At 57.0% G+C, this 20,208-nt stretch carries 20 protein-coding genes and 1 pseudogene; 17 read left to right on the plus strand and 4 right to left on the minus strand.

Features of this window, described 5'->3' with window-relative positions; genetic code table 11:
- Nucleotides 1-53 precede the first annotated feature (53 nt).
- Nucleotides 54-2,096 (minus strand): phenylacetic acid degradation bifunctional protein PaaZ, encoded by a 2,043-nt coding sequence (gene paaZ, locus IM314_RS01015; protein ID WP_041910195.1) that lies wholly within the window; start codon nucleotides 2,094-2,096, stop codon nucleotides 54-56.
- Between the two features lie 285 nt (nucleotides 2,097-2,381).
- Between paaZ and paaA the strand changes: the two genes are divergently transcribed.
- From paaA to paaY, 13 genes are all read left to right on the plus strand, one after another.
- Nucleotides 2,382-3,311 (plus strand): 1,2-phenylacetyl-CoA epoxidase subunit PaaA, encoded by a 930-nt coding sequence (gene paaA, locus IM314_RS01020; protein ID WP_041910193.1) that lies wholly within the window; start codon nucleotides 2,382-2,384, stop codon nucleotides 3,309-3,311.
- Between the two features lie 12 nt (nucleotides 3,312-3,323).
- Complete coding sequence (paaB, locus tag IM314_RS01025) at nucleotides 3,324-3,611, plus strand: 1,2-phenylacetyl-CoA epoxidase subunit PaaB (RefSeq protein ID WP_003857353.1); 288 nt, start codon at nucleotides 3,324-3,326, stop codon at nucleotides 3,609-3,611.
- Nucleotides 3,612-3,619: 8 nt separating this feature from the next.
- Nucleotides 3,620-4,366: a 1,2-phenylacetyl-CoA epoxidase subunit PaaC gene (paaC, locus tag IM314_RS01030; protein ID WP_041910191.1), complete on the plus strand. Its 747-nt coding sequence runs from the start codon at nucleotides 3,620-3,622 to the stop codon at nucleotides 4,364-4,366.
- Between the two features lie 11 nt (nucleotides 4,367-4,377).
- A complete protein-coding gene (paaD, locus tag IM314_RS01035; RefSeq protein ID WP_041910189.1) occupies nucleotides 4,378-4,875 on the plus strand; it encodes a 1,2-phenylacetyl-CoA epoxidase subunit PaaD in 498 nt (165 codons plus the stop codon).
- A 7-nt stretch (nucleotides 4,876-4,882) separates the two neighbouring features.
- Complete coding sequence (paaE, locus tag IM314_RS01040; protein ID WP_041910187.1) at nucleotides 4,883-5,953, plus strand: 1,2-phenylacetyl-CoA epoxidase subunit PaaE; 1,071 nt, start codon at nucleotides 4,883-4,885, stop codon at nucleotides 5,951-5,953.
- Entirely contained in the window at nucleotides 5,950-6,717 is a 768-nt protein-coding gene (paaF, locus tag IM314_RS01045) for a 2,3-dehydroadipyl-CoA hydratase PaaF (RefSeq protein WP_041910185.1), read from the plus strand. The genes paaE and paaF overlap by 4 nt, the downstream gene beginning before the upstream one ends.
- Nucleotides 6,717-7,505, plus strand: coding sequence for a 2-(1,2-epoxy-1,2-dihydrophenyl)acetyl-CoA isomerase PaaG (paaG, locus tag IM314_RS01050; RefSeq protein WP_028013032.1), 789 nt, complete (start codon nucleotides 6,717-6,719; stop codon nucleotides 7,503-7,505). The genes paaF and paaG overlap by 1 nt, the downstream gene beginning before the upstream one ends.
- 1 nt (nucleotide 7,506) lies before the next feature.
- A complete protein-coding gene (paaH, locus tag IM314_RS01055) occupies nucleotides 7,507-8,931 on the plus strand; it encodes a 3-hydroxyacyl-CoA dehydrogenase PaaH (protein WP_193358292.1) in 1,425 nt (474 codons plus the stop codon).
- Entirely contained in the window at nucleotides 8,921-9,343 is a 423-nt protein-coding gene (paaI, locus tag IM314_RS01060; protein ID WP_028013034.1) for a hydroxyphenylacetyl-CoA thioesterase PaaI, read from the plus strand. Before paaH ends, paaI begins: the two co-directional genes overlap by 11 nt.
- Nucleotides 9,343-10,548: a 3-oxoadipyl-CoA thiolase gene (gene pcaF, locus IM314_RS01065; protein WP_193358291.1), complete on the plus strand. Its 1,206-nt coding sequence runs from the start codon at nucleotides 9,343-9,345 to the stop codon at nucleotides 10,546-10,548. The genes paaI and pcaF overlap by 1 nt, the downstream gene beginning before the upstream one ends.
- A gap of 27 nt (nucleotides 10,549-10,575) precedes the next feature.
- Nucleotides 10,576-11,892 (plus strand): phenylacetate--CoA ligase PaaK, encoded by a 1,317-nt coding sequence (paaK, locus tag IM314_RS01070; protein ID WP_045261420.1) that lies wholly within the window; start codon nucleotides 10,576-10,578, stop codon nucleotides 11,890-11,892.
- An 84-nt stretch (nucleotides 11,893-11,976) separates the two neighbouring features.
- On the plus strand, nucleotides 11,977-12,912 hold the full coding sequence (gene paaX / locus IM314_RS01075; RefSeq protein WP_021241337.1) for a phenylacetic acid degradation operon negative regulatory protein PaaX: 936 nt from the start codon (nucleotides 11,977-11,979) through the stop codon (nucleotides 12,910-12,912).
- 9 nt (nucleotides 12,913-12,921) lie between these two features.
- Nucleotides 12,922-13,518: a phenylacetic acid degradation protein PaaY gene (gene paaY / locus IM314_RS01080; protein ID WP_045630362.1), complete on the plus strand. Its 597-nt coding sequence runs from the start codon at nucleotides 12,922-12,924 to the stop codon at nucleotides 13,516-13,518.
- On the opposite strand, the gene IM314_RS01085 is transcribed toward paaY, so the two are convergent.
- Entirely contained in the window at nucleotides 13,427-14,698 is a 1,272-nt protein-coding gene (locus IM314_RS01085) for a serine hydrolase (protein ID WP_060573004.1), read from the minus strand. The two genes, paaY and IM314_RS01085, sit on opposite strands and share 92 nt — an antisense overlap.
- A gap of 136 nt (nucleotides 14,699-14,834) precedes the next feature.
- Between IM314_RS01085 and IM314_RS01090 the strand changes: the two genes are divergently transcribed.
- Both IM314_RS01090 and asd read left to right on the plus strand, forming a co-directional pair.
- Entirely contained in the window at nucleotides 14,835-15,314 is a 480-nt protein-coding gene (locus IM314_RS01090; protein WP_193358290.1) for a glutathione peroxidase, read from the plus strand.
- A 231-nt stretch (nucleotides 15,315-15,545) separates the two neighbouring features.
- Nucleotides 15,546-16,664 (plus strand): aspartate-semialdehyde dehydrogenase, encoded by a 1,119-nt coding sequence (asd, locus tag IM314_RS01095; RefSeq protein WP_060573009.1) that lies wholly within the window; start codon nucleotides 15,546-15,548, stop codon nucleotides 16,662-16,664.
- A 287-nt stretch (nucleotides 16,665-16,951) separates the two neighbouring features.
- Here the strand turns inward: asd and IM314_RS01100 are convergent, their stop codons facing one another.
- Both IM314_RS01100 and IM314_RS01105 read right to left on the minus strand, forming a co-directional pair.
- Nucleotides 16,952-17,326 (minus strand): hypothetical protein, encoded by a 375-nt coding sequence (locus IM314_RS01100; RefSeq protein WP_227008534.1) that lies wholly within the window; start codon nucleotides 17,324-17,326, stop codon nucleotides 16,952-16,954.
- Between the two features lie 92 nt (nucleotides 17,327-17,418).
- A complete protein-coding gene (locus IM314_RS01105; RefSeq protein WP_193358289.1) occupies nucleotides 17,419-18,219 on the minus strand; it encodes a winged helix-turn-helix domain-containing protein in 801 nt (266 codons plus the stop codon).
- 571 nt (nucleotides 18,220-18,790) lie between these two features.
- On the opposite strand from IM314_RS01105, the gene IM314_RS01110 reads away from it, so the two are divergent.
- Together IM314_RS01110 and IM314_RS22095 are read left to right on the plus strand one after the other, a co-directional pair.
- Entirely contained in the window at nucleotides 18,791-19,234 is a 444-nt protein-coding gene (locus tag IM314_RS01110; RefSeq protein ID WP_059354836.1) for a winged helix-turn-helix domain-containing protein, read from the plus strand.
- Nucleotides 19,235-19,299: 65 nt separating this feature from the next.
- A pseudogene (locus tag IM314_RS22095) lies at nucleotides 19,300-19,410 on the plus strand (ESPR domain-containing protein); the annotation flags it as partial.
- Nucleotides 19,411-20,208: the final 798 nt, after the last annotated feature.

The raw sequence follows: 20,208 nt of genomic DNA on the forward strand, positions 1-20,208 counted from the left end.
TGCAGAGCAATCTCCTCTCCCCGTTGGGGAGAGGGTCAGGATGAGGGAGAACGTTAGCTGAAATCACCCCGCTGGCGCGCCACCAGCGTCAGAATGGAGTAGAGCGCCACGGCCTGCTGGTGCTGGTTGAAGATCTCTACCGCCCATTCCACCACGCCGGTCGGTTTTTCCTCGGCGGTACGCTGTTTCTTCAGCGTTTTGCGCTTGCAGGTCAGACGCACCTGGATGGTATCGCCCGGCTTGACCGGCTCGATAAAGCGCAGGTTTTCCATGCCGTAGTTGGCAATCACCGGCCCGACGCCTGCATCAACGAACAGTCCCGCCGCGGCGGAGATCAGGAAGTAGCCGTGAACCACGCGTTCGCCAAAGATCGACTCTGCCGCCCCGATCTTGTCCATATGGGCGTAGAAGTGGTCCCCGCTCAGGCAGGCAAAATTGACGATGTCCGCCTCCGTCAGCGTGCGGCGCGGCGTCAGCAGGCTGTCGCCCGGCTGCAGTTCCTCAAAGTATTTACGGAACGGATGGACGCGATCTTCCTGCACCGCTGCGCCACGCACCCACTGTTTGCCGATGGCGGCCAGCATCGTCGGGCTACCCTGAATCGCGGTGCGCTGCAGGTAGTGCTTCACCGCGCGCAGGCCGCCCAGCTCTTCGCCGCCGCCCGCGCGGCCAGGGCCGCCGTGCATTAGCTGAGGAAGCGGGGAGCCGTGGCCGGTAGACTCTTTTGATGATTCTTCATTAAGGATCTGAATACGCCCGTGGGCGCGCGCCGCGCCGGCAATAAACTGGCGGGCAATGTTCAGGTCTGCGGTGACAAGCGTCCCCGCAAGGCTGCCGCCGCCCGCGCGGGCAAGCTGCATGGCGTGCTCTGCACTGCGATACGGCATCAGCGTGGCGACCGGGCCGAAGGCTTCGGTATCGTGCACCGCCGGGGTTTCATCCGGCTGCGGGCAGAACAGCAGGGTCGGCGGGAAGAACGCCCCCGCGGCCTGCAAATCCGCTTTGCCGCCCAGACGGATCTGGCAGCCTGCGGCGACCAGCCGATCCACTTTCTCCTGCACGTCTGCGCGCTGTTCAGCGTTGACCAGCGCCCCCATCTTCACCCCTTCCTGCGCCGGGTCGCCCATCACCACCTTTTCCAGACGGGCAATCAGCGCCTGGCTGACGGCATCAACCTGGCTTTGCGGGACGATAATCCGGCGAATGGCGGTACATTTCTGCCCGGCCTTGGCGGTCATTTCGCGGACCACCTCCCGAATGAACAGGGCAAACTCCGGCTGCTCCGGCGTGACGTCTTCACCCAACACGCAGCAGTTAAGGGAGTCGGCTTCCATGGTGAACGGTATCGAATTCGCCACAATATTCGGGTGCACGCGCAGGCTTTGCCCGGTGCTGGCGGAGCCGGTAAAGGTCACCACGTCCTGGCTGTCGAGCTGGTCGAGCAGATCGCCCGCGCCGCCGCAAATCAGGCTGATGGCGCCGTCCGGCACCAGTCCGCTGTCCACGATGGATTTGACCATCGCCTGCGTCACCTGCGCGGTAGCGGTGGCGGGCTTGATGATGGCGGGCATCCCGGCAAGCCAGGTCGGCGCGAGTTTTTCCAGCATTCCCCAGCAGGGGAAGTTGAAGGCGTTGATGTGTACTGCCACGCCGGATTTCGAGGTCAGAACGTGGCGCGCCGCAAAGCCGCCTTCTTTCGACAGCGGGATTAGCTCATCTTCCGGCCACAGCGTGTCGTCCGGCAGCTCGCGGCTGCCCAGGCTGGCGTATGTGAAGAGGGTGCCGATGCCGCCTTCAATATCGACCCAGCTGTCCGCCTTCGTCGCGCCCGTCTGGGCGGACAGGGCATAAAACGCCTCTTTTTCGCCGAGCAGGTGTTTCGCCACCGCTTTCAGCATGGCGGCACGTTCAATAAAGGTCATGGCGCGCAATGCTTCGCCCCCATGCTCAATGGCATAGCGACGGGCGGCCGCCATGTCCAGCCCTTCGCTGGTCACTTCCCAGAGTGCTTCGCCGCTGATGGCGTGATGAATCGCGCGTTCGCGGCCCCGGCCAGACTGCCAGGTACCGGACAAGAAGCTGGCTAACTGCTGCATCGCTTATCTCCAAATGTTTCGTGATTTCACCATTAATAGTTTGATCGCGAATCATAAAAATCAAGCTGTGTTTTTAATGAATTGTTAACGTTGTGATCTGACTTGCCGAATCGCGTCGCGTAAAGGCGCTTTGCAAAAGGCCTGGAGTGGAAGCCTTGCGAGCAGCATCACAAAATCGGGAAACAATTCTTGGGGTTGTATTTAACCTTTGTGTAACTTTTAAAAAACAAAGTGATTCAACATTTCGCTTTGATTTGCAAACTAACGAATCATAAAGGTGATGACGTGACGCAAGAACAACGGTTTGAGCAGCGCATAGCGCAGGAGACGGCGATTGAGCCTCAGGACTGGATGCCGGAAGCCTACCGTAAAACGCTGATCCGCCAGATTGGTCAGCACGCGCACTCCGAAATTGTCGGCATGCTCCCGGAAGGGAACTGGATAGCCCGCGCGCCGACGCTGCGCCGAAAAGCGATCCTGCTGGCGAAAGTGCAGGACGAAGCCGGACACGGGCTTTACCTCTACAGCGCGGCGGAAACGCTGGGCTGCGCGCGGGAAGATATCTACCAGAAGATGCTCGACGGCAAGATGAAATACTCCTCCATCTTCAACTATCCGACCCTGAGCTGGGCCGATATCGGCGTGATCGGCTGGCTGGTGGACGGGGCGGCCATCGTTAACCAGGTGGCGCTGTGCCGTACCTCCTACGGCCCGTATGCCCGGGCGATGGTGAAAATCTGTAAAGAAGAGAGCTTCCACCAGCGTCAGGGCTTTGAAGCCTGCATGGCGCTGGCGCAGGGCAGTGAGGATCAGCGTCAGATGCTGCAGGACGCCATCAACCGCTTCTGGTGGCCGGCGCTGATGATGTTCGGGCCGAACGACGACAACTCGCCGAACAGCGCCCGCAGCCTGGCCTGGAAAATCAAACGCTTTGGCAACGACGAGCTGCGCCAGCGCTTTGTCGACAACACGGTGCCGCAGGTGGAGATGCTCGGCATGACGGTGCCGGATCCGGACCTGCGTTTCGATGAAGAGAGCGGTCACTACCGCTTCGGCGAGATCGACTGGCAGGAGTTTGACGAGGTCATTAACGGGCGCGGCATCTGTAACCACGAACGTCTGGCCGCGAAACGTAAAGCCTGGGACGACGGGGCGTGGGTGCGGGAAGCCGCGCTGGCGCACGCCGAAAAACAACGTACCCGTCAGGCCGCATAAGAGGAAATAACCATGAGCAATGTCTACTGGCCGCTGTACGAAGTGTTCGTACGCAGCAAACAAGGGTTATCCCACCGTCATGTGGGCAGCCTGCATGCCGCCGACGATCGCATGGCGCTGGAAAATGCCCGTGATGCCTACACCCGCCGCAGCGAAGGGTGTTCTATCTGGGTGGTGAAGGCGAGTGAAATTGTGGCCTCCCAGCCAGAAGAGAGCGGCGAGTTCTTCGACCCGGCGGAAAGCAAGGTTTACCGCCATCCGACGTTCTACACCATCCCCGACGGCATCGAGCATATGTGAGGCAAAGAATGAACTCAGTAACTGCCTATGCCCTGCGTCTGGGCGACAACGGTCTGGTGCTCTCCCAGCGTCTCGGCGCCTGGTGCGGCCACGCGCCTGAACTGGAAATTGACCTCGCGCTCGCCAATATCGGCCTCGACCTGCTGGGGCAGGCGCGCAATTTCCTGACCTATGCCGCGCAATCAGAAGGCCAGGGCGATGAAGACACGCTGGCGTTTGGCCGCGACGAGCGCCAGTTCCGCAACGTCCTGCTGGTGGAGCAGCCGAACGGCAGCTTCGCCGACACGATTGCCCGCCAGTACCTGATGGATGCCTGGAACGTGGCGCTGTACGAACGTCTGACTCAGAGCCGCGACGGCCAGCTTGCCGCCATCGCCGCCAAAGCGATTAAAGAGGCGCGCTACCACCTGCGCTTCAGCCGCGGCTGGCTGGTGCGGCTGGGCGACGGGACCGAAACCTCCGCGCAAAAAATGCAGCAGGCCATCGACAGCCTGTGGCGTTTTACAGCGGAGCTGTTTGACGCCGATGAGGTCGAGCTTGAGCTGATTGACGCCGGCGTGGCGGTGGATCCGCGAACCCTGCGCCAGCCGTGGGAAAGCGAAGTGTTTGCTGGTCTGAAAGAAGCCTGTCTGCAGGTTCCCGCAGAGGTGGCGTACCGCACCGGGGGCAAGAAGGGGCTTCATACCGAACATCTGGGTCCGATGCTGGCGGAAATGCAGTATCTCCAGCGCGCGTATCCCGGTCAGCAGTGGTAAAGGAGAACGCTATGCAACGCCTCGTCGACATCGCGCCTGCGCAAATTCCGCAGATCTGGGCGCTGTTAAGCCAGATCCCCGATCCGGAAGTGCCGGTGTTAACCATCACCGATTTAGGCATGGTGCGCAGCGTGAAGGCGCAGGGGGAAGGCTGGGTGATTGGCTTCACGCCAACCTACTCGGGCTGCCCGGCAACGGAACACCTGCTGGGGGCAATCCGAGAGGCGATGACCGCGCACGGCTTCACTCCCGTGCACATCGTGCTCCAGCTTGAACCCGCCTGGACTACCGACTGGCTGACCGCCGACGCGCGCGAGCGCCTGCGGGCGTACGGCATCAGCCCACCCGTGGGGCATAGTTGCCATGCGCACGCCCCGGCAGAGGTGAGCTGCCCGCGCTGCGCCAGCACCGACACCTCCCTTATCAGTGAATTCGGTTCGACGGCCTGCAAAGCGCTCTACCGCTGCAATACCTGCCGCGAGCCCTTCGACTATTTCAAATGTATTTGAGGCTGCCATGACAACGTTTCATTCATTAACAGTGGCAAAAGTGGAACCCGAAACCCGCGACGCGGTAACCATCACCTTCGCGGTGCCGCAGGCGTTGCAGGAGGCCTACCGCTTCCGCCCCGGCCAGCACCTGACCCTGAAAACGACGCTGGGCGAAGACGAACTGCGCCGCTGCTACTCCATCTGCCGCAGCACCGCGCCGGGTGAGATCAGCGTGGCGGTCAAAGCCATCGACGGTGGGCGCTTCTCCCGCTATGCCCGGGATGAGATCAAAGCGGGCATGGCGCTGGAGGTGATGGTTCCTCAAGGGCAGTTTGGCTACCAGCCGCAGCCTGAACGTGAAGGCCACTACCTGGCAATTGCCGCAGGCTCCGGGATCACCCCGATGCTGGCGATTATCTCCGCCACGCTTTCGACCGAATCCAACAGCCATTTCACTCTGATCTACGGCAACCGCAGCAGCCAGAGCATGATGTTCCGCCAGGCGCTGGCGGACCTGAAGGACAAATACCCGCAGCGGCTGCAGCTGGTCTCCATCTTCAGCCAGGAGCGGCTGGACAGCGACCTGCTCTATGGCCGCATCGACGGGGAAAAGCTGCAGGCGCTGGCGAAAACCCTGATCAACTTCTGCCAGTACGACGAGGCATTTATCTGCGGCCCGTCGGCGATGATGGACGACGCCGAAGCGACGCTGAAAGCGCTGGGGATGCCGGAAAAATCCATTCACCTTGAGCGCTTCAACACCTCCGGAATCACCGTTAAGCGCGCGGTGCACGTGCAGGCGGAAGGTCAAAAAGTGACCGTGCGCCAGGACGGGCGCGACCGTGAAATCACCCTGACGGCGGACGACGAAAGCATTCTTGATGCTGCCCTGCGTCAGGGAGCGGATCTGCCGTATGCCTGCAAGGGGGGCGTGTGCGCCACCTGCAAATGCAAAGTGCTGCGCGGCAAGGTGGACATGGCAACCAACTACAGCCTGGAGCCGGACGAGCTGGCCGCCGGGTACGTACTGAGCTGTCAGTCGCTGCCGTTAACCGCCGACGTGATTGTCGACTTTGACGCGAAGGGGATGGCATGAGCGAACTGATTGTTACCCGTCATGGCCGCGTGCTGCAGCTGACGCTGAACCGTCCGGCGGCGCGCAACGCCCTTAACAATGCGCTGCTGGCGCAGCTTGCGGAACAGCTTGAGGCTGCCGCCGTGGATGCCGACATCGCCGTCTGCGTGATTTACGGCAGCGAGCGCTGCTTTGCCGCCGGGGCCGATCTCAACGAAATGGCGGAGAAAGACCTGCCCGCCACCCTGAACGATATCCGCCCGCAGCTGTGGGCGCGCATTAACGCGTTTAACAAACCGCTGATTGCCGCCGTGAACGGCTTCGCGCTGGGCGCAGGCTGCGAGCTGGCGCTGCTGTGCGACGTGATCATTGCTGGCGATAACGCCCGTTTCGGCCTGCCGGAAATCACGCTGGGCATCATGCCCGGCGCGGGCGGCACCCAGCGTCTTATCCGCAGCGTCGGTAAATCCCTGGCCAGCAAAATGGTGCTGACCGGCGAGAGTATTACCGCAGAGCAGGCGCTGAGCGCCGGGCTGGTGAGCGATCTCTTCCCGGCGTCTCTGACACTAGAGTACGCCCTGAAGCAGGCGGCGTTGATGGCGCGCCACTCTCCGCTGGCGCTGCAGGCGGCGAAGCAGGCGCTGCGGCAGTCGCAGGAGGTGCCGTTGCAGGCCGGGCTCGCGCAGGAGCGCCAGCTGTTTACGCTGCTTTCCGCCACCGAAGACCGCCGGGAAGGTATCGACGCCTTCTTACAAAAACGCACCCCCGACTTTAAAGGACGCTAATTGTGGAATTTATTCTCAGTCACGTAGAACAGGGCGTAATGACCATTACGCTGAACCGTCCGGAGCGTCTGAACAGCTTTAACGATGTGATGCACCAGCAGCTTGCCGATTGCCTGAAGCAGGCCGAGCGCGATGACGCCATCCGCTGCCTGCTGATCACCGGGGCAGGACGCGGGTTCTGCGCCGGTCAGGATCTGAACGACCGTAACGTCGACCCCAACGGCCCGGCGCCGGATCTGGGAATGTCTGTCGAAACCTTCTACAACCCGCTGGTGCGCCGCCTGGCAAAGCTGCCGAAGCCGGTCATCTGCGCGGTTAACGGGGTGGCGGCTGGCGCGGGAGCTACGCTGGCGCTCGGCTGTGACATGGTGATTGCCGCCCGGTCGGCCAACTTCGTGATGGCCTTCAGCAAGCTCGGCCTGGTGCCGGACTGCGGCGGCACGTGGCTGCTGCCGCGCGTGGCCGGACGCGCCCGCGCCATGGGGCTGGCGCTGCTCGGGGACAAACTCAGCGCCGAGCAGGCGCAGGCGTGGGGGATGATCTGGCAGGTGGTGGACGACGACCAGCTCTCCGCCACGGCGCAGCAAATGGCGCTGCACTTTGCCTCGCAGCCGACCTTCGGCCTGGGCCTGATCAAGCAGGCGATCAATGCTGCGGAAACCAACACCCTCGACGCGCAGCTTGACCTGGAGCGCGACTATCAGCGTCTGGCCGGTCGCAGCGACGACTACCGCGAGGGCGTCAGCGCTTTCCTCGCGAAGCGCGCGCCTAACTTTACGGGGAAATAAGATGCTCAACATACGGACTGTCGCCGTGATTGGCAGCGGCACGATGGGCGCGGGGATTGCAGAAGTGGCGGCCAGCCACGGGCATCAGGTGCTGCTCTACGATATTTCCAGCGATGCGATATCCCGCGCTATCGAGGGGATCCGCCAGCGTCTGGCCTCCCGGGTGACGCGCGGAAAACTCTCCGCCGATGCCGGGAGCCAGATCCTCGCCCGGCTGCTTCCCGTCACGGATATCGACGCGCTCTCCGCGGCCGAACTGGTGATTGAAGCGGCCTCGGAACGGCTGGAGGTGAAAAAGGCGCTGTTTTCGCAGCTGGCGGAAATCTGCCCGCCGCAGACGGTGCTGACCAGCAATACCTCTTCGATCTCCGTCACGGCGATTGCTGCGGACATCCACCATCCGGAGCGCGTCGCCGGGATGCATTTCTTCAACCCGGCGCCGGTCATGAAGCTGGTGGAGGTGGTCAGCGGGCTGGCGACCTCCCCGGAAGTGGCCGACGCGCTGTGCGAGCTGGCGCTGAACTGGGGCAAGCAGCCCGTGCGCTGCCAGTCGACGCCGGGGTTCATCGTCAACCGCGTCGCGCGTCCGTTCTATTCCGAGGCCTGGCGCGCACTGGAAGAGCAGGTGGCCGCGCCGGAGGTGATTGACGCCGCCCTGCGCGAAGGCGGCGGCTTCCCGATGGGCCCGCTGGAGCTGACCGACATGATTGGTCAGGACGTTAATTTCGCTGTGACCTGCTCGGTATTTAACGCCTTCTGGCAGGAGCGTCGTTTTCTGCCCTCGCTGGTGCAGCAGGAGCTGGTGCTGGCAGGCAGGCTGGGCAAAAAAAGCGGGAAGGGCGTTTATGACTGGCAGGGCGACAGGCCCGGGGTGCGCTGGGCTGATACCGTAAACGACAGCTACAGCCCGATGCGCGTGGAAAAAAGACGTGACGGTGTCACAGAAATTGATGATATGTACCTGATCGAAACGCAGGGCGAAACCGCGCAGGCCCTGGCGCTGCGGCTTAACGGCCCGGTGGTGGTGGTGGACCGCATCGAGCGCGACGTTGCGATCATCGCCGCAGCCGCCAGCAACCCGCATACGGCGACGCAAAAGGCCATCCGCTACCTGCAGCAGCAGGGGCTTCGGGTGGTGCAGATTGCCGATTATCCCGGCCTGCTGGTCTGGCGCACGGTGGCGATGATTGCCAACGAAGCGCTGGATGCTCTGCAAAAAGGGGTCGCCAGCGAGAAGGACATCGATACCGCCATGCGCCTGGGCGTGAATTACCCGAGCGGGCCGATCGCCTGGGGCGAGCGCCTGGGCTGGCAGCGCCTGCTGACGCTGCTGGAGAACCTGCAGCGTCATTACGGCGAAGAACGCTATCGCCCCTGTTCCCTGCTGCGCCAGCGCGCGCTTCTGGAGAGTAGCTATGAGTCATAACGCCTGGCACAACGCCCGCGCCATGTACGAACGGGACGCCTGCGCGCAGGCGATGGGGATGGACATTGTCGATATGGACGACGGCTACGCGGTGGTGTCCATGACCATCACCCCGCAGATGCTCAACGGCCACCAAACCTGCCACGGCGGACAGCTGTTTTCGCTGGCAGACACCGCCTTTGCCTACGCCTGCAACAGTCAGGGGCTGGCGGCGGTGGCCTCCGGCTGTTCGATTGATTTTCTGCGTCCGGGCTTTGCCGGGGACACGCTCACCGCCACCGCGCGGGTGAAGCATCAGGGCAGGCTGACCGGCGTGTACGACATTGAAATTCAGAACCAGCAACAGAAAACTGTCGCCCTTTTTCGCGGAAAATCTCACCGCATCGGCGGCAATGTGACAGGAGAGGCCTGATGCGTGACGCATTTATTTGTGATGGCGTTCGAACCCCGGTTGGGCGCTACGGCGGGGCGCTTTCCGCCGTTCGGACTGACGATCTCGGCGCCGTGCCGCTCCGCGCGCTGCTGGCCCGCTATCCGCAGCTTGATCTGGAGCGGATTGACGACGTGATCTTCGGCTGCGCGAACCAGGCGGGTGAAGATAACCGCAACGTGGCGCGTATGTCGTCGCTGCTGGCCGGGCTGCCGCAGACGGTGTCCGGAACCACCATTAACCGCCTGTGCGGGTCGGGGCTGGACGCGATTGGTATTGCCGCACGCGCCATTAAGGCGGGCGACGGCGACCTGCTGATTGCGGGCGGCGTGGAGTCCATGTCCCGCGCGCCGTTTGTGATGGGCAAAGCCACCGCCGCGTTCCAGCGACAGGCGGAGATCTTTGATACCACCATCGGCTGGCGATTTGTGAATCCGCTCATGCATCAGCAATTCGGAACTGACAGCATGCCGGAAACGGCAGAGAATGTAGCTGAATTGTTAAATATCAGCCGTGCCGATCAGGACGCGTTCGCGCTGCGCAGCCAGCAGCGTACCGCGCAGGCGCAGCAGAACGGCATTCTGGCGCAGGAGATTGTGTCGGTGCAGGTGCCGGGGAAAAAAGGGGCGGTCAACGAGTTCAGCGAGGATGAACATCCCCGCGCGGACACCACGCTTGAGCAGCTTGCCGGGCTAAAAACGCCGTTCCGCAGGAACGGGGTGGTCACGGCGGGAAATGCCTCCGGCGTCAACGACGGCGCAGCGGCGCTGATCGTCGCCAGCGAGCAGATGGCGCTGGCGCAGGGGCTGGTCCCGCGCACGCGGATCGTGGCGATGGCGACGGCAGGCGTGGAGCCACGTCTGATGGGGCTCGGTCCGGTCCCGGCTACCCGCAGGGTGCTGGAGCGCGCCGGACTCAGCATTAACGAGATGGACGTGATCGAGCTCAACGAAGCTTTCGCCGCGCAGGCGCTGGGCGTGCTGCGTAAGCTGGGATTGCCGGATGATGCCGCGCACGTCAACCCGAACGGTGGCGCGATAGCGATTGGTCACCCGCTGGGGATGAGCGGCGCCAGACTGGCGCTGGCCGCGAGTAACGAACTGCACCGACGCGGCGGGCGCTACGCGCTGTGTACGATGTGCATCGGTGTGGGTCAGGGCATTGCCATGATCCTTGAGCGTGTTTGAGCATAAAAACAATGTGAGTACCCTGCGATGACAAATACAACAAAGCTTGATCCGATTGAAACGGCCTCCCTTGACGAACTGCAGGCGCTGCAGACCGCGCGTCTGAAATGGACCCTGCACCACGCCTATAACAACGTGCCGATGTACAAACGCAAGTTTGATGCCGCGGGCGTTCACCCTGACGATTTCAACGAGCTGGCGGATATCCGTAAGTTCCCGTGCACCACCAAGCAGGACCTGCGGGATAACTACCCGTTCGATACCTTTGCCGTGCCGATGGAGCAGGTGGTGCGCATTCACGCGTCATCCGGCACCACCGGCAAACCGACCGTTGTCGGCTACACGCAGGGTGACATCGACAACTGGGCCAACCTGGTGGCCCGCTCCCTGCGCGCGGCGGGCGGCAGCGCGAAGGACAAAATTCACGTGGCCTATGGCTATGGCCTGTTTACCGGCGGGCTGGGCGCGCACTACGGTGCCGAGCGTTTGGGGGCGACGGTGATCCCGATGTCTGGCGGCCAGACAGAGAAACAGGCGCAGCTGATCCGTGATTTCCAGCCGGACATGATCATGGTGACGCCGTCCTACTGCCTCAACCTGATCGAGGAGCTGGAGCGCCAGATGGGCGGCGACGCCAGCACCTGCTCCCTGCGCGTGGGCGTTTTCGGCGCGGAGCCGTGGACGCAGGCCATGCGTCGCGAAATCGAAAAACGCTTAGGCATTACGGCGCTGGATATTTATGGCCTCTCCGAAGTGATGGGGCCGGGAGTGGCGATGGAGTGTATCGAAACCGCCGACGGCCCAACCATCTGGGAAGATCATTTCTATCCGGAGATCGTCAACCCGAACGACGGCACGCCGCTGGATGACGGCCAGCAGGGCGAACTGCTGTTCACCACGCTGACCAAAGAGGCGCTGCCGGTGATCCGCTACCGCACCCGCGACCTGACGCGTCTGCTGCCGGCAACCGCGCGCAGTATGCGCCGTATGGACCGGATCAGCGGCCGCAGCGACGATATGCTGATCATCCGCGGCGTCAACGTTTTCCCGTCGCAGCTGGAAGAGGAGATCGTGAAGTTCGAACACCTTTCTCCGCACTATCAGCTGGAGGTGAATCGTCGTGGGCATCTTGATTCACTTTCCGTGAAGGTGGAGCTGAAAGAGAGCAGCTTAACGCTGACGCACGAGCAGCGTTGCCAGGTATGCCACCAGCTGCGCCACCGCATAAAGTCGATGGTCGGGATTTCCACCGACGTGATGATTGTGAACTGCGGCAGCATTCCGCGCTCGGAGGGGAAAGCCTGCCGGGTGTTTGATCTGCGTAAAGCGGCGGCTAACGGTTAAAACACCTTCCCCTCTCCCCTTTGGGGAGAGGGCCAGGGTGAGGGGCTTATGCTATGATTCATCCAGGACAAAAATAACAACAGAATGAATCACATGAATAAACTCGACGCCTTTATCCAGCACGCGGTCAGCTCGGTTCCCGTCAGCGGAACGTCGCTTATCTCCTCGTTATACGGTGACGCGCTTTCCCACCGCGGCGGCGAGATTTGGCTCGGCAGCCTGGCCGCCTTACTGGAAGGCATGGGATTTGGCGAGCGCTTCGTGCGCACCGCGCTGTTTCGCCTCAACAAAGAGGGCTGGCTGGACGTCTCCCGCATCGGGCGGCGCAGCTTTTACCGCCTGAGCGATAAGGGGCTGCGGCTGACGCGTCGCGCGGAGAATAAGATTTATCGCGCAGAGCTGCCCGCCTGGGACGGAAAATGGCTGCTGCTGCTCTCCGAAGGGCTGGATAAAACTACGCTCGCGGATGTGAAAAAACAGCTCATCTGGCAAGGATTTGGCACACTGGCACCGAGCCTGATGGCCTCGCCGTCCCAGCATCTGGCGGACGTGCAGTCCCTGCTTCACGATGCCGGCGTGGCGGAAAACGTGATCTTCTTTGAAGCCCACTCGCCGCTGGCGCTCTCCCGCGCCGCGCTGCGTTCGCGGGTGGAAGAGTGCTGGCAGTTAACCGAGCAAAACGCGATGTACGAGTCGTTTATTAACTCGTTCCGCCCGCTGCTGCCGTTGCTGAAGGAGGCCGCGCCGGAGGAGCTGACGCCGGAGCGCTGCTTCCAGATCCAGCTGCTGCTGATTCACTTTTATCGCCGCGTGGTGCTGAAAGATCCACTGCTGCCGGAGGAGTTACTGCCCGCGCACTGGGCGGGGCAAAGCGCCCGACAGCTCTGCATTAATATCTATCAGCGTGTCGCGCCGGGGGCGCTGGCGTTTGTCAGCGAGAAGGGCGAAACCTCCGTGGGTGAACTGCCCGTGCCCGGCACGCTCTACTATCAACGCTTTGGTGGTCTTACAAGCGCATAAGGAGTGAAGATGCCAGTTTATCAAATTGACGGTCTGACGCCGGTGGTACCTGACGAGAGCTATGTTCACCCAACGGCGGTGCTGATTGGCGACGTAATTCTGGGTAAAGGCGTTTATGTTGGTCCGAATGCCAGCCTGCGCGGTGATTTTGGCCGTATCGTGGTGAAAGATGGCGCGAACATTCAGGATAACTGCGTGATGCACGGTTTCCCGGAGCAGGACACGGTGGTGGAGGAGGACGGACATATCGGCCACAGCGCCATCCTGCACGGCTGCATCATCCGCCGCAACGCGCTGGTGGGTATGAACGCGGTGGTGATGGACGGGGCAGTGATTGGTGAAAACAGCATCGTCGGCGCGGCGGCGTTCGTGAAGGCGAAAGCGGAGATGCCTGCCAACCACTTGATTATCGGCAGCCCGGCCAAAGCGATTCGCGAGCTGAGCGAGCAGGAGATGGCGTGGAAGCGGCAGGGCACGCGGGAGTATCAGGTGCTGGTGGAGCGCTGCAAGCTAACTATGCACCAGGTTGAGCCGCTGCGCGAGGCTGAGCCTGACCGGAAACGGCTGGCGTTTGACGAGAACTTAAGGCCGAAGTCGGCGATGTAGCGGTAAGGCCGTCTTTTTTCGCCATATCCATCAGTAGCGCGATGCCAATATAGTTGCTCCAGTTAAAGATATTTTGCAGCACCACCACCGCATTGCCTTTCTCTTTGTCATAGCCGATGAAGCTGGAGTAGCCGCCGATATAGCCGACCTGATAGGTGATTTTTTCCAGACCGATAAAGTCGGTGGTCCAGGCAATGCCCTGCACCCCGTCGGGGCGTTGAATATCGGTATTTCTGACTTCGTCAAAGACGCTGTCCAGCAAGGGATTGTGGGTCGTAGAGACGTGATAGCGGGCATAGGCCGCCAGATCTTCGGCGTTACTGTACAGGCTTGCTGCCGCCACCATGTTGTTGGAAAAATGCCAGTCTGGCGTAAGCTGCCCGCGCGGGATGAATTTTGGCTGATCGCCCGCGTGGCCGAGCGCCCGCTGGGGGTATCCTTTGAGCTTCTGGGGCGTAAAGCTGCTGTTAGCCATATGCAGCGGACGGAAAATATAGCGCGAGGCTAAACTTTGTATATCTTCGCCGGTTTTGTGCTTCAGGATATAGCCAATCAGGGCGTAGCCGGTATTGGAGTATTGCGGCGTTTTATCTCTCGGCGCGCGCCAGTTCGCCAGATAACGCAGCACGTTATCGCTGTCCAGTTCACCGTAGAAATTATCACCCGTGCCTAAGTAGCGGATGAATTTTCCGAGCATCGGAACGTCCATATTCTGGCGCGGAAGGCCGGAGGTGTGGGTTACCAGCTCCAGCAGGGTGATTTTTTGTGCATCCTTACTTAGCGGCGTTCCCGGCGGTAGCAATGTCGCCAGACTGTCGTTCCAGTTCAGTTGCCCCTCACTCACCAGACAGGCCACCACTTCCGCCGTGATCCCTTTGCTGAGCGAGCCGAGCGCAAACAGGGTATCGGGCCTGACCGGGTAGCGGTTGACCGCATCGGTAACGCCCCAGGTGTAAAACTGAGGCGAGCCGTGATTATGGATCACCGCGACCGTCATTCCTGGAACGGACTTTTGCGCCATGTAGTGACGCACCACGCTGTCAACGTCGCCATCCAGCGATTCATGGGTGAGGAGTTCCTGGGTACCTTCCGGGGAGGACATTTGCGAGAGCGTGCCACAACCGCTGAGGAATGGGATAGCAAGCAGAAGCCAGCGAATTTTTTTTGTGATGTTCTGCATACCTGATAGCGAGTGTGGTGGTCATTGGCGCGGCGGGAATGTATCACACTTAGCCTGTTTGAATGTAAACTTTCTGTACGGAGGCCGCCGCGTGGGTGGTCATAGCAGCTTTTCGGCCTGCTTTGAGGATCTCAGCATGACACGCTTTCATCAGCTTACCGCCACCCGCCTGGATGGCAGTCTTATCTCAATGGCCGACTATGCGGGAAAGGTGGTTTTGGTCGTCAATACCGCCAGCCAGTGCGGCTTTACGCCCCAGTATGCGGGTCTCGAAGCGCTATACAAGAAATACGCCGAACAAGGGTTAGTGGTGCTGGGCTTCCCCTGCAACCAGTTCGGTAAACAGGAACCCGGCGACGCCGATGAAATCTCAAAGACCTGTTACATTAACTACGGCGTCAGTTTTCCCATGTTCGGGAAAGTTGAGGTCAATGGCGCTGAAGCACATCCGATGTTTCGTTATCTGAAAAGCGAATTGCCTGGCGTGCTGGGTGGGCGGATCAAGTGGAACTTTACTAAGTTTCTGATCGGACGCGACGGTAAGCCGCTCAAGCGTTTTGCACCGATGACGACGCCTGAGAAAATGGAGGGGGCAATTGTTGCCGCCCTCGGTTGAACTCACCGCCAGGAGTGGACAACTGCGAGATGCCTGTACCTTATCATTTTCTTTAATATCAGAGGGCTGTGGCTTTTGTTTCTTTTCCGCGTATCAAAATCGCTGATGCCGTATGAAACATTTTAATAATAAATGAATCTGATGCCGTTCGTGATGACCTGCAATTTAAGATGAGATATAACGTGTTTCGAAAATAAATTAACATTCTCATAACGTCATAAGGTTAAGCAAATGAAACAGGTTGGCATTGTTGGTTGGCGAGGAATGGTAGGTTCTGTTTTGTTGCAAAGAATGGTGGAAGAGAACGACTTCGACGGTATTTCAGCGCATTTTTACAGTACTTCAAGTACAGGTGCCACCGGCCCTGTTATTGGTGGCGTCAGCTACACGCTCAAAGATGCTCATTCCATAAGTGCTCTGGCCGAAATGGATATTATCATAACCTGTCAGGGTGGTGATTATACTAAAGCAATCTATCCTGCTTTGATTGAACATGGCTGGAAAGGCTACTGGATTGACGCGGCCTCAGCGTTACGGATGGATGAGAGAGCCTGTATTATTCTTGATCCCGTCAATCGTGCCAATATTGATCGTGCAGTCCAGGATGGAATTAAACTCTTTGTCGGTGGCAACTGTTCCATTACGCTGAGTCTTATGGGGCTGGCTGGCCTGATCGAGGCTGACTTGATCGAATGGATGAGCGTGATGACCTATCAGTCTGCGTCAGGTGCAGGGGCGCAATATGTCAGGGAGTTGATCGCTCAAAGCGCTTATATCAGTAAGCATTTGTCCTCCGATGAACTGGCGTCATCAGGATCTGTCCTTCCTTTAGTCAATAAAGTCAGTGAGCTTATTAACAGTGCTGGTATGCCCATCCAGAATTTCGGCGCACCTCTCATGGGGAGTATCATACCCTGGATTGATAGCGATTTAGGTGACGGGAATAGCCGGGAAGAGTGGAAAGGTGAAGCAGAAACGAACAAAATACTTGGTCTTGCTCCTGGTACGATCCCGGTAAATGGTTTGTGTATACGTGTCGGCGTGATCCGGTGCCACAGTGCTGCAATTACACTGAAGCTCAAGCGTGAAGTCAGCGAAGAAGAATTCGCAGCGTTAGTCACGCATTCCCATCCCTGGGTTAACTATGTGCCTAATAATAAGGATGAAAGTGTCAGCAAGCTAACCCCGGCTCATATCAGCGGTTCGCTGCAGGTTGGTATTGGCCGTTACAAGAAAATGTCGCTAAACAATGACCCTATATATTCGGTTCTGACGGTGGGCGATCAGCTATTGTGGGGAGCAGCGGAACCCTTGCGCCGCATGCTGAATATTCTGCTTGGTAAAATCTGAGTCACCATTTTTATTCTAACTTGTTCCTGAATAATTACGGCTGTTTGGGTGAAAGAATGTAAGTCGACGTCCGTTACAGTACGTAGCGGACCTGACAGCCAACTAAAGTAGCTATTAGGTTGTTCAGATCCCTGTCGTAAATCAGATGGAAATGGTTTTATATGCTGGCGGACAATTTTACGCTATTGGGATAGGAACTAAATTTAATTATGGTCCGGGGAAAGACTAATCTGTTTCAGTATCAGGACGACGGTTCCAGAAGACCTCACGGTTCGGGGCTTATCGCATTACCGACGTGGTATGTTTTTACACAGCAGCAGGGGAATGCCATGCTGTCGGATCAGATAACTCCCGTCGCTTTGCTCCCGGAATTGATAGACATAATCCACATTTTCACTGGTGACGGAAAAAGGGAGCAGGTGACTGAATGCTTCATGGATGTCCTCTGACTGGTATGAGGTTTTGTTGCCGGTAAAACGAACATGATAATCCTCACCTGTGATCTGATAGGCAATACCGGAAACCAGTTTTACCGGTGTCTGTTGACCTGCAGGTGAAATATAGTCGCCGCTGATCTGAATACTGCCTTTTTCCCGGTACAGATAGAGCGTGACTTTGGCATTAAGGCGGTTCTGATTAACCTGGCTGTTAAACGCCGCCATACAGTGAATGACTCTCCCTTCGGATCTTTTTTTCAACTCCAGCAGATGATAAACGGAATAACAGAATACCAGCAGGCTGACAGTGCATGCTGTTATTCTGAGAGCTGTAGGTAGCCTGAACTGCATATTCTTTCTGCCTTATTTTTTCCATTACATGAAAGATAAAACACACTGTGGTAGTTACGGTACGGCGTAATATATCGTTGTGGTAACCGGCTACAGTTGGCCGTAGTACCCGGCCATCTCTTCAGGAACTGTTCAATTTTTAAACTTGACACGGTTTGACGTTTATTAACGTAAACCTCACACCCTTTTTGCGCGCCTGCATAATCATATTCCGAAGTAAAATCGTCGTGGTGGGTCGCTCCGTATCTGAAGTGCCCTGCAATAAAAATGACTAATGCAAGAATAAAAAAAATTGCCGCAACCGGGAGGGGCATACGGGACAGCAGGGTGGGGGCAGTGTCTCTGAGCAACAGAGTTTTACTGCCGTTACTATTTGGTTCAGATCGTTTTTTATCCGGAACTGAAACGGAATTCTCAGGAGAAACCCTTACTGTCACCGTCATGGTTTCATTAAACCGGAATCCCTTTCTGGGAACGGTGATGATAAAGTCGTCTTCACTTTCAGCGATATTGCGGAAGGCCTTACGGGCCAGAAGGATATTCTGGTAGAGGGTATTGGGTGCGACATCTTTATAGGCCTCACCCCAGCCAGCCTTATACAGTTCTGCCTGGGGGACAATGCTCCCCTCCGCATCCAGCAGCGCCTCAAGGCAACGGGCGCAGGGCTCATTCAGTATTTCCGTGAGATCCGGATTAACCTGGCTGGCCAGTTCATTTTGCCCACTGCGAAAGACTACCCTGCCGTCGATTAAATACGTTTTCTTCATGACTCCCTGCCTGCTGACTGCCTGCCCCAATTTTAGCTCTCCCCGATTCAGGACGCCATGAATTACTTCAGAACTCTTAAGTGGCTAAAGAGCGCATGGTTGATTCTACATTAAATTCAATTAGTTATGTGTTTTTAATCTTAAGTGAAATCTTAACCGTCTTAATTGAAGTGTTGATCCCTTCACCCTTGCCGGGCAGATGTTAACATCCGGTCAGACAGAAAAATCCTGGTCCCTGCCGGAAAACCCGCTCAACAAGAAATGGAGGGGATGAACCTTAAGTAGTAAACACTTTAAAAAAGAAATAATAAGCATAAAACACTTCATTAAAAAAAGAAGGTTTTTTGTTAATTTCATCAATCGAAATATTAATTATTTGGATGAAATGTCTTATTTATGCCTGTTTTATAGTGATATTGACTGGCTTGGCTTTAGTGCTTGGTGTTTTGCTTTTATCAAATTGATTAGTTTGATATTAGATTTCGTCTGAAACTATTATGCTGACATGCTTCCAACAGACCGCTGACAGCTATTGCAGAAATGCAGAGCCGGAATATGGAGATATCTATCCGTGAGAAAATTTGGTTATATTTTGGGAGATGACCGTAATGGTGTGATGGTTCTGCGGGAAAACCGGGTGCTTATCCCACTTAACAGTCAAAAATTAAATCAGAAGCATATTTATCTGAGGCAGACTATGTTCCGGCTGCTGGAATTTCTGCTGGAAAGAGGGCGGTCTGGACTATTGCGCGATGAAATCATCATGAGAGCCGTGTGGGAGGCATATGGGCTGAAATCCTCAGGGCCACGCTTATGGCAGGTCATGAATGAATTAAAGAAAAGGCTCGTCGGTCTTGGTGTCGATGAGGATTTTATTATGCGCGTGGAGGGGCGGGGCTATATGGTGAATACCGCAGGCTATGAACCTGTTTATATACGGGCATCATATGATCGCTTGAATCGTTTTATTTTTACCCGCCAACAGGCTACTGATATGGTCAAGTCAGTAAAATAACTGTTGATCTGAGATTTAACTACTTAACGCAAAATTTAATTACGCCCAGGGCGTAAGGACCTTATATGAACGCAATCTATAAAGTAATATTTAACAGAGCGACCGGACAGCCCGTTGTTGTTTCTGAACTGGGGAAGGGGAAGGTTAAAAGCTCTTCGGTAAAAAACAGTATTAAATCGGCCATCTTTCTTAGCATGGTGTCGATTATATCCCCTGCATATGCAGCAACTTGCGATACAACTACTTTTTCATGTTTATTAGATACTACGTGGAGTTATGACTCAGTTGGCGCAACCATATCAGATGGCAATAAATGGTCTGTTAGTGGCATCGCTAACTGGAAGAAAGCCTCCAAGTCTTATGTATCGTACGATAATTTATATGATGTCATTAAGGGAGGGTATTCTGTTGCAAATGCTAACGGTACCGTCACCTCTTTGCCGACAACAAATATTCGCTTGAGTTTACCTGGATTACAGACGGCTATAACTGTTACAGATCCTATAACGCAAAATACATCTACTGTTAATGTTTACAACAGTCAAGATTTCCTGGAGCAGGATTCATATTATCTGGGTACTTATTATGGCTTTATGGTTCCAAATGCTAATGTATATAATAATACGAATCTTGTCAAAGTGACTAATGGTACTGCCGACATCTCTTTTAAGGATCAAATTTATTACATTGGGGAGGTTAGGGGGAGTAATCTTGTCGATATTGATGGCGCAAATAATTCTGCTATAGCTACGTGGAATTCTAAACAGGCATTTATTATGGATACCCCTGTTGTTTGGGATGCTTCTGGAGCAGCAAAAAATTTCAAAACGCAGGTTGTTACATATAACGGAGTAATTGATACTTTTGACGGCGGAAAGTTTACAATTAATAATCTTGCTGATTTAAAAAAATATAATGATTGGTTAGTGAAAAAAGTTGCTGATCAAAAGCTGGATCCTGATGAATATGTTAAG

It is taken from the genome of Enterobacter cloacae complex sp. P42RS (genome assembly GCF_014930595.1).
In the GTDB taxonomy this organism is placed as follows: domain Bacteria; phylum Pseudomonadota; class Gammaproteobacteria; order Enterobacterales; family Enterobacteriaceae; genus Enterobacter; species Enterobacter bugandensis.

Excerpts from the sequence above, each read along its gene's own strand:
- paaZ (WP_041910195.1), bottom strand. The coding sequence starts at position 2,096 with ATGCAGCAGTTAGCCAGCTTCTTGTCCGGTACCTGGCAGTCTGGCCGG.
- paaB (WP_003857353.1), top strand. The coding sequence starts at position 3,324 with ATGAGCAATGTCTACTGGCCGCTGTACGAAGTGTTCGTACGCAGCAAA.
- paaC (WP_041910191.1), top strand. The coding sequence starts at position 3,620 with ATGAACTCAGTAACTGCCTATGCCCTGCGTCTGGGCGACAACGGTCTG.
- paaD (WP_041910189.1), top strand. The coding sequence starts at position 4,378 with ATGCAACGCCTCGTCGACATCGCGCCTGCGCAAATTCCGCAGATCTGG.
- paaE (WP_041910187.1), top strand. The coding sequence starts at position 4,883 with ATGACAACGTTTCATTCATTAACAGTGGCAAAAGTGGAACCCGAAACC.
- paaF (WP_041910185.1), top strand. The coding sequence starts at position 5,950 with ATGAGCGAACTGATTGTTACCCGTCATGGCCGCGTGCTGCAGCTGACG.
- paaH (WP_193358292.1), top strand. The coding sequence starts at position 7,507 with ATGCTCAACATACGGACTGTCGCCGTGATTGGCAGCGGCACGATGGGC.
- paaI (WP_028013034.1), top strand. The coding sequence starts at position 8,921 with ATGAGTCATAACGCCTGGCACAACGCCCGCGCCATGTACGAACGGGAC.
- pcaF (WP_193358291.1), top strand. The coding sequence starts at position 9,343 with ATGCGTGACGCATTTATTTGTGATGGCGTTCGAACCCCGGTTGGGCGC.
- paaK (WP_045261420.1), top strand. The coding sequence starts at position 10,576 with ATGACAAATACAACAAAGCTTGATCCGATTGAAACGGCCTCCCTTGAC.
- paaX (WP_021241337.1), top strand. The coding sequence starts at position 11,977 with ATGAATCACATGAATAAACTCGACGCCTTTATCCAGCACGCGGTCAGC.
- paaY (WP_045630362.1), top strand. The coding sequence starts at position 12,922 with ATGCCAGTTTATCAAATTGACGGTCTGACGCCGGTGGTACCTGACGAG.
- IM314_RS01085 (WP_060573004.1), bottom strand. The coding sequence starts at position 14,698 with ATGCAGAACATCACAAAAAAAATTCGCTGGCTTCTGCTTGCTATCCCA.
- IM314_RS01090 (WP_193358290.1), top strand. The coding sequence starts at position 14,835 with ATGACACGCTTTCATCAGCTTACCGCCACCCGCCTGGATGGCAGTCTT.
- asd (WP_060573009.1), top strand. The coding sequence starts at position 15,546 with ATGAAACAGGTTGGCATTGTTGGTTGGCGAGGAATGGTAGGTTCTGTT.
- IM314_RS01100 (WP_227008534.1), bottom strand. The coding sequence starts at position 17,326 with ATGGCGGCGTTTAACAGCCAGGTTAATCAGAACCGCCTTAATGCCAAA.
- IM314_RS01105 (WP_193358289.1), bottom strand. The coding sequence starts at position 18,219 with ATGAAGAAAACGTATTTAATCGACGGCAGGGTAGTCTTTCGCAGTGGG.